Raw genomic sequence first — 5919 nt, forward strand, 5'->3', positions numbered from 1 at the left:
AGGGTGCGGCTGCCCGCGGGCGTCAGGCCGAGGGCGCGCGCGAGTTCGAGTGCGAGCGCCGCGTGCCCGGCCGCGTTCGGGTGGAACGGGTCGCCCATCAGGCCCCACGGCACCCCGCCGTTCCCCAGCTCGGCGTAGCGGGCGTACTGGTCGACCAGGAGCACGTCCTCCGCCGCGGCGACGCGCCGCACGGCCTCGGCGAACTCGGCGATCCGCGACCGCTCCGGGGCGTTGAGGCCGTCCACCGCGGGCGGCGTCTGCAGCACCACGACTGCGTCGAGGTCGCGCGCACGCCGCACGAACTCCCGCAGCGACTCCGCATACTCGGCGGCCGAGAGCACGGGGCGCTCGCCGCCGGTCGACACATCGTTCGTGCCGATCATGAGGGTCACCACGTCGGGGTTCCAGGAGGCGACGCGGCGGTCCCAGTCGTCGAGGATGTCGGCGATGCGGTTGCCGCTGATCGCCGAGTTGATCACGATGTCGCGCACGCGGGCGAGCTCGCCGCGGATGAGCTCGTGCAGGTGCTCGGGGTAGCTGCGTCCGCCCTGCGTGTGCACCAGCCCGTGGGTGATCGAGTCGCCCGTGATCAGCCAGTTCAGCGGCGCCGGATCGGCCAGCGCGGCGGTGAGGCGCTGGAGGTCGGCGGTGGCGGAAGCGGGGGCGGGGGATTCGGCGTTCGGCACGGCTCCGAGCCTATCGGCCGACCACGGCGACCCCGGATGCGGGAGACTGGACGGATGACCTCGTCTGCGCTCGACCGTCTCCTCGCCCGCATCGCCGACTCCGGTCTGCTCGACGACCCCGTCGCGGAGAACGGCCTGGTGTACGGCCGCGCCGGGATCGACGCGGCGGGCGCCACGGTCTCGGTGAACGTCGATCCGGAGCTCGACGAGCACGACGAGGTCAACGATGACGCGCTGGTCGCCACGCTGGAGCGCGTGCTGTCGGTGAACGAGTCGCGGTGGCGGGCGATCGTCGACGAGGTCGCGTCGGACATCGACGACGCGGTGGACGACGAGCCCGTGGTCGAGCAGATCGATCTGCGCGACGACCTGGAGGCCACGTCGGTCGTGGTGTTCGCCGATGCCGTGCTGCTCGCGTTCGTCGCTCCGAAGCAGTTCCCGGAGTCGCGCATCCTGGTGCAGCTCGACGAGGAGTTGGAGGTCGACGGCGTCGAGGTGCGTGCGCTCGACGGCTCCGAGACGGTGGAGTTCGACACCCTCGACGACCTCCTCGACGAGATCAGCCGCTCCGACGAGGACTGAGCGCCCTCGTCATTCCGCGTCGAGCACCTCACGGAGCGTGGCGGCGAACGCCTCGGGCTGGCCCGCATAGCCGGACTCCCCGCCCAGGAAGCCGCCGTGGTGGCTGGGGAAGACGGTTGCCTGCTGGCCCAGCCGTTCGGCCAGCGCGAGCGCGGTCCGTCCGGTGTACCCCGTCAGCGACTCCTCGCCCACCGCCACCACGATCCGCGTCGGTGCCGCCTGTAGCGCCGCGATGTCTGGCGTGTAGTCGACGACCGCCCACGACCGCTCCGACAGCAGCGGATCGTCGCGGGATCCGTCGTCGTCGGCGGGCATCCCGAACGCGGCGGGGTCGGGCAGCGGCTGCGCGAGGAACTCCTCGGTGAACTCGCCCTCCCACGAGGTCATCGCCAGGAAGCCCGCCATGCCGGCGCCCCAGCCGCGGTCCTGATACGCGCGGGTGTAGGCGGCCCTGGCGCGGCGGGCGGCCTCGGCGTCGGGCAGCACCGCATCGATCGGCGGCTCGTGCGCGACCAGGGTGGCCACGTCGTGCGGGTGGGCGGTGACCAGGGCGAGCGCCGTCACCGCGCCGCCGCTGCTCGCGAACAGGTCGACCGGTCCGGCGCCGAGCGCCTCGATCAGCGCGTGCACGTCTTCCGCCTGCGTCTCCGGCTCGTTGGTGACGCCCCCGTCGTGCCGCACGCTGCGCCCCAGGCCGCGCGGGTCGTACGTGATGACGGTGCGGTCGGGGAAGAGCGTCACCTGGGCCTGGAACCCGCTGGCGTCCATCGGCTGGCCGATCATGACCAGCGGACGCCGGCCGTCGGCCGTGGGCAACGGGCCGTGCACGTCGTACACGAGATCCACGTCGGGCAGTTCCAGGGTGTGCTGCGTCATGTCGATTTCCTTCGCGCGTCCCTGTGGATCGTACGTGCCGTCACGGACGTTCCACCAGGGGCGGTCACAGCCACTTCTTGTACTTGAACACCCCGTACAGGCCCACCGCGAACGCCGCCATCGCCCCGATCGCCATCGGGTACCCGAACGCCCAGTGCAGCTCGGGCATCACGTCGAAGTTCATGCCGTACACCGTGCCGACGAGCGTGGGGGCGAAGATGATCGCCGCCCAGGAGGAGATCTTCTTGATCTCGTCGTTCTGCGCCAGGCCCGCCTCGGTCTGCCGCCGCGCGACCAGCGCCGAGTGCACCGTGAGGGCGTTCTCCAGGATCGCGCGGAACGAGTCCACCCGCTCGTTGACGCGGATCGTGTGGTCGAGCACGTCGCGCAGCGACCGCTGCAGCTCCTCGTCGATGCGGTACTTCTCCGACCCGCGGCGGAGCCACTCCAGCATCCCGCTGAGCGGATGCACGGCGCGCTGGAAGTTGATCACCTCGCGGGACAGCTCGTAGATGCGGCGGGACAGTGCGCTGTCGTCCGCGCCGTCGCCGAACAGCTGGTCCTCGATCTCGTCGATGTCGTTGAGCAGACCGGCGACGATCGGCTCGTAGCCGTCGACCACCTCGTCGAGGATCGCGTACAGCACGGCCTCCGGTCCCATCGCCAGCAGCTCCGGGTTCGCCTCCATGCGGGAGCGCACGGCGGCGAGGTTGGGCGACTCGGCGTGCCGGATGGTCACCACGAAGTCGGGCCCGACGAACAGGTGCAGCTCGCCGAACTCGATCGACTCCTCCTTGTCGCGGTAGCGGGCCGGGCGCAGCACCGCGAACAGGGTGTCGCCGTAGCGCTCCACCTTCGAGCGCTGATGCCCGGAGAGCGCGTCCTCCACGGCGAGGGGATGCAGGTCGAACTCGCGCGCGACGGACTCGACCTCCGCCGGGCTGGGGCGGTAGAGGCCGATCCAGGCGATGCCGCCCGCCGCGTCGAGCATGCGGTAGGTCTCGTCCAGGTTCCTCGGGGTCTCCACGCGACGTCCGTGGACGTACACGCCGTTGTCGATGAGCGCCATGATGCGGCTCCGTTCTCGCGAGCGCACGGCAGCGGAGGCTCCGTGCGCGGATTCGTCAGGGGGCGGGAGACGCCGCCGACGGCTGCGGAACAGGACGTGCGGACGCGGACCGGGAGGTCAACGCGAGAGCGCAGGGAGTCGCGACGCAGCGAGGGCGGCGTCGTTACTATCGTCGGACATCGCCATCACCGCCTTCCGGACTCTCGGGGGTCACACGACCCGACGTGCCAGCATACTCCCGGAACCTGGACGGGGGCGCGGCAGTGGTTCGATCGTCCGGACAGGGAGACACATGAACGAGTTCGCCATCGGAGACATGGTGCAGATCACCGGATCGCCCATGACCGGCACCGTGGGCACCGTGGTGTCGTTCGATGAGAAGCGCCAGCGCTACCTCGTGCGCATCGACGCCATGACGCAGAACTACTTCACGGCCGACGACCTGACCGTCTTCGCGCCCTGACACGGCACCCCGGTCGCGGCGGCGCGCGACCGGGGCCGCTCGCCGTGGCCGGTCACGGGACGATCGCGTCGATGTAGCCGCCGTCGACCCGCACCGCCGCGCCGGTCGTGGCCGAGGCGAGCGGCGAGGCGAGATAGGCGACCATGTTCGCGATCTCCTCCGGCTCGATCAGCCGCTGCAACAGCGACTGCGGGCGGTGCAGGCGCATGAACTCGCGCTGCGCCTCGTCCCACGGCAGGTCCTGGTCGACGAGGGAGTACACGAAGTCCTCCACGCCGCCCGTGTGGGTGGGCCCCGCGAGCACCGAGTTCACCGTGACGCCGGTGCCCGCCGCCTCCTTCGCGAAGCCGCGCGACACCGCCAGCAGCGCCGTCTTCGACATGCCGTAGTGGATCATCTCCGCGGGGATCACGACGGCGGAGTCGCTGGCGATGTCGAGCACCCGCCCCCAGCCGCGCTGCATCATGCCCGGCAGCGTCGCCCGGATGAGTCGCACGGCGGCGAGCACGTTCACGTCGAAGTAGCGGCGCCATTCGTCGTCGGAGATGTCGAGTGCCGGCGTCGCGCCGAAGATGCCGAGGTTGTTCACCAGCACGTCCACGTCACCCGTGGCGTCGAGCACGGCCGCCGTGCCCTCGTCGGTCGTGACGTCTCCCGCGGCGGGCACCAGGTTCCGCTCGGGGTTCTCGTCCCGCAGCTCGGCGACGACCGCCGCGACCGTGTCGGCACTGCGTCCGTTGACGGCGACGCGGGCTCCGGCGTCGGCGAGGGCCGTGGCGATCGCGCGGCCGATGCCCTGGGTCGAGCCCGTGACGAGGGCGGTCTTTCCGGTCAGATCGATGCGCATGGTGCTCCTCCGTGTCGGTGCTGTCTGCTGCAACACCGACGCACGTCCATCCATGCCCGCCCCCGCCGTGCCGCGGCCGTGTGCCGTGTGCCGTGTGCCGGGGGCCGGGAGCGCGGGCCATGTGCCGGGGTCGTCGTGGTGCCGGGATCGAAAAGGTGCCGGGGGCGGGCTCCGCGGGGACGGTTTCGATCCCGCGTCGAGCGGGTGGGCCCGCCGCGGTGGTGCCAGGGTCGAAAAGGTGCGTGTGCGGTGCCCTGAAGGCGCGATTCTGACCCCGCATCGAGCGGGTGGGGCGCCGGCTAGAGGTGCACGACCTCGCCGTCGCGGGCGGCGGAGGCCTGCGCGGCCTTCACGATCTCGACCGTGCGGATGCCCACCCCGGCGTCGGGCTGCGGCTGACGGCCGTCGCGCACGGCACGCACGAACTCCTCCAGCAGCAGCGCGTCGAGGTCGGCGCCGACCGGGCTCCAGGTCTCACCGTGCGCGTCGTGCCCGGCGACGCCCTTCGCGAACGGGCTCACGGTGACGGTGCCGCGCTCGGCGACGACCTGCAGCGTGAGGCCGCCCCACGTGGCCGAGCTCATCGGCCAGCTCCATGAGCAGTCGATCGTGGCGACCACGCCGCCCGGGTACTGGATCGTGACGAGCCCGCCCGTCTCCACCGACAGCTCGCGCTGCGCGTGCAGCACCCGGTTCGACACGGCGCGCACGGACGCCGCTCGCTCGCCGAGCAGCTCGTCGAGCAGGTCGGCGCAGTGGACGACGTGGTCGACCAGCGCGCCGCCGCCCGCGAGCTCGGGGTCGGTGAACCAGGCCCTGTCCTGCGGGAGCTTGCCGTTGTTGATGCCGGTCACGCCGAGGATGCGCCCGAGTCGTCCGCTGCGCAGTTCGGCGATCGCGTCGCGCACCGCGGGGGAGAACCGCACGGGATAGGCGACCATGAGCAGCACACCCGCGGTCTCGCACGCGTCGCGCATGGCGATCGCATCCTCGACCGTGGTGGCCAGCGGCTTCTCGCACAGCACGTGCACGCCCGCCGCCGCAGCACGCTCGACGAGGGCGCGGTGCCGGGAGTTCTCGGCCGCGATCACGACGGCGTCCGGCTTCCACGCGAAGGCCTCGTCGTACGTGTCGACGTAGGCCACGCCCAGCTCGGCGGCGAGCTCGGCGCCGCGGGGTGCGTCGTCGGGCGCGGCCGCGCCGTCGGGGTCGGTCGCGATGAGCTCGACGCCGGGCATCTCCTTCAGCGCGTGCACATAGCTGAGGGCGTGCGTGTGCGCGAAGGACAGGACGGCGATGCGCAGCGGGGCGGGGGCGGTCATCGGGTGGCCTCCTCGGTGGCGGGCGCGGCGGGAACGGGAGCGGTGGAGTCGGCCGCGGCGGCCTCCCCGGGGAG

General features: G+C 71.9%; 7 protein-coding genes. 2 read left to right on the top strand and 5 right to left on the bottom strand.

Features of this window, described 5'->3' with window-relative positions; genetic code table 11:
* Nucleotides 1-686 (bottom strand): SGNH/GDSL hydrolase family protein (locus DW309_RS00420; RefSeq protein WP_136044202.1); only part of this gene is annotated, 686 nt, incomplete at its 3' end.
* Nucleotides 687-740: 54 nt separating this feature from the next.
* Between DW309_RS00420 and DW309_RS00425 the strand changes: the two genes are divergently transcribed.
* Nucleotides 741-1268 carry a cytochrome C5 gene (locus DW309_RS00425; RefSeq protein ID WP_136044203.1) on the top strand — a complete coding sequence of 176 codons (528 nt, stop codon included), beginning with the start codon at nt 741-743 and terminating at the stop codon, nt 1266-1268.
* Nucleotides 1269-1277: 9 nt separating this feature from the next.
* Here the strand turns inward: DW309_RS00425 and DW309_RS00430 are convergent, their stop codons facing one another.
* Complete coding sequence (locus DW309_RS00430) at nt 1278-2144, bottom strand: alpha/beta fold hydrolase (RefSeq protein WP_136044204.1); 867 nt, start codon at nt 2142-2144, stop codon at nt 1278-1280.
* A gap of 64 nt (nt 2145-2208) precedes the next feature.
* Entirely contained in the window at nt 2209-3213 is a 1005-nt protein-coding gene (locus DW309_RS00435; RefSeq protein WP_136030501.1) for a magnesium and cobalt transport protein CorA, read from the bottom strand.
* Nucleotides 3214-3505: 292 nt separating this feature from the next.
* Here DW309_RS00435 and DW309_RS19145 point away from each other — a divergent pair, with 292 nt between their 5' ends.
* Nucleotides 3506-3676 (top strand): KOW domain-containing RNA-binding protein, encoded by a 171-nt coding sequence (locus DW309_RS19145; protein WP_168387118.1) that lies wholly within the window; start codon nt 3506-3508, stop codon nt 3674-3676.
* A gap of 52 nt (nt 3677-3728) precedes the next feature.
* Here the strand turns inward: DW309_RS19145 and DW309_RS00440 are convergent, their stop codons facing one another.
* Nucleotides 3729-4523, bottom strand: coding sequence for an SDR family NAD(P)-dependent oxidoreductase (locus tag DW309_RS00440; protein WP_136044205.1), 795 nt, complete (start codon nt 4521-4523; stop codon nt 3729-3731).
* Between the two features lie 299 nt (nt 4524-4822).
* Nucleotides 4823-5845 (bottom strand): Gfo/Idh/MocA family protein, encoded by a 1023-nt coding sequence (locus tag DW309_RS00445; protein WP_136044206.1) that lies wholly within the window; start codon nt 5843-5845, stop codon nt 4823-4825.
* Between the last annotated feature and the right edge of the window lie 74 nt (nt 5846-5919).

It is taken from the genome of Microbacterium sp. K41 (genome assembly GCF_004794395.1).
Taxonomy (GTDB): Bacteria; Actinomycetota; Actinomycetes; order Actinomycetales; family Microbacteriaceae; genus Microbacterium; species Microbacterium sufflavum.